General features: G+C 66.3%; 2 protein-coding genes. Both read left to right on the top strand.

Annotated elements, in window-relative coordinates; translation table 11 throughout:
* Positions 1 to 949: 949 nt before the first annotated feature.
* Positions 950 to 1210 carry a hypothetical protein gene (locus AC1DD3_RS22040; RefSeq protein ID WP_476882525.1) on the top strand — a complete coding sequence of 87 codons (261 nt, stop codon included), beginning with the start codon at positions 950 to 952 and terminating at the stop codon, positions 1208 to 1210.
* 4 nt (positions 1211 to 1214) lie between these two features.
* Positions 1215 to 1640 carry a hypothetical protein gene (locus AC1DD3_RS22035; RefSeq protein ID WP_476877593.1) on the top strand — a complete coding sequence of 142 codons (426 nt, stop codon included), beginning with the start codon at positions 1215 to 1217 and terminating at the stop codon, positions 1638 to 1640.
* The last annotated feature ends 23 nt before the right edge of the window (positions 1641 to 1663 follow it).

Here is a 1663-nt window from a genome sequence, read left to right as displayed (position 1 = left end):
TGGTGAAGAGGGGTATGAAGAACAGCGTGAATTTGGTGGCGCGTTCTTCGAGGTGGTGGTGGACGGAGAGCCCGCAGGACTGGCAGGTGGCAACCCGGCCAGGCAAGGAGCGCAGGACGGTTTTGAGACCAAAGAGCAGAAGCATTGTTTGTACCTTTCAAAAACGTCATAGTGACCGCTCATGCGGTGGTTGGTTCTCCCGGCGTCGGGAGGTGCGCTGTCAGGCCGGAGAGCAGGATGCTGAGGCCCTGGTCCAGTTCGGCTGCCCCGTCGTAGTCCGTGAGCACCGGTCCCAGGGCGCGGAGGCGGGGGAATTCCTTCGCCGTCCGGGCGGTCCGGGCGGTCCGGGAAGATGGAGAGCTCCTTCAGGACAAGCTCTGTCACCCCGTCCAGCAGCGCGGCACGATTGGCGGCGTAGCGGTACAGGCTCATCGGGTCCCGGCCAAGGTCCTGCCCCAGCCGGCGCATGGTGAGCGCGTCGAGTCCTTCCGCGTCCACCAGTGCCAGTGCGGTGGAGAGCACGAGGTCCCGGCTCAGCCTGGGCTTCTCCCCGGCAGGCTTCCCGGCGGCAGGCTTCCCGGCGGCTTTCCCGCCGGCAGGTGAACCGTCGATCGGAGTGTTTGAGGGCGGCACGGGTTTCCATCCTGATCTGATCGGATAATCGCTGGTTTCCACGAGGCAAGGAAGCTTGCTTCCTGCCTAGTCTACGGGTAAAGTCTACATCGTAGACAAGGTCTAATACAGGTCCTACGAAGCGGACTCCAGCGCACGGCCCACCGGCCGTTCACTCCGCCTCAGATGCCCGTGACTGCGCACCACGCACAGCCCGTCCGTACCGCAGAGTTCCAAAGAACCGGGCGACCGCCTCAGTGCCGTGTGCACGCACCGAGGCTCAGCTGCTATAGCCACATGGCGGCACACAGCGCACCCCGCGAAAAGGGCCACCCCCATGGCAAATACGCAGTTCGACCAATTCCTTGCAGAAGCCACCGTCACCACCGACGACCGCTCCGAGGCCGCCCTCGGACGGGACTGCCTCTACGGCCTGTACACCAGCTGGTGTTTCCTCAACCAGTGCGTGCCGCGGCCGGAGAGCGAGTTCTGGGCCGCGATGCGCAAGAGGCGCGTCCGCCCCGGCCACAGCGGCCTCCGCATGAGGGGCCCGGCCGCCGCCGACTACATCCTGGCCAGCTACCCCGGCCTGGTCTGAGCCCTTGAGCACCACCGCCAACACCTACCTCCCCCGGGACGCCCACCAGCCCCGCGGGAGCCGCCCCTGGTGCGCCACCTGCGACACCGACCTGCACCTCGCCGTGGACTCCATCACCGTCATGGACCGCCGCAGGGAAACCCTCGCCGTCGCCTTCAACTGCGCCAACTGCGGCGGCTCCCGCGTCCTGTCCACCACCGCACACTTCGTCGCCGCAATCCTGGCCCGGTCAACCAACACCGATGACGTCGTGCACCTGGGCGCCCAGTACATCCACTGCGGGGAACCCATGTCCCCCACCGATCCGGACCTGAGAAATTCCCACACACCACTCTCCACCCAGCCGCGGCCAGCAGACTTCCTCGGGGCCTACCTCCGGACCCGGGTACTGCGGTGCCGGTGCGGCTTCCAAATGGAAATACCGCACTAACCCCAGCCACCCGGACCCCAGCG

The sequence above is a fragment of the Arthrobacter sp. 05T444 genome (assembly GCF_056395905.1).
Note: the sequence above shows the minus strand (reverse complement) of the source record. Positions and strands in the feature narration are given on the sequence as shown.

Excerpts from the sequence above, each read along its gene's own strand:
- AC1DD3_RS22040 (WP_476882525.1), top strand. The coding sequence starts at position 950 with ATGGCAAATACGCAGTTCGACCAATTCCTTGCAGAAGCCACCGTCACC.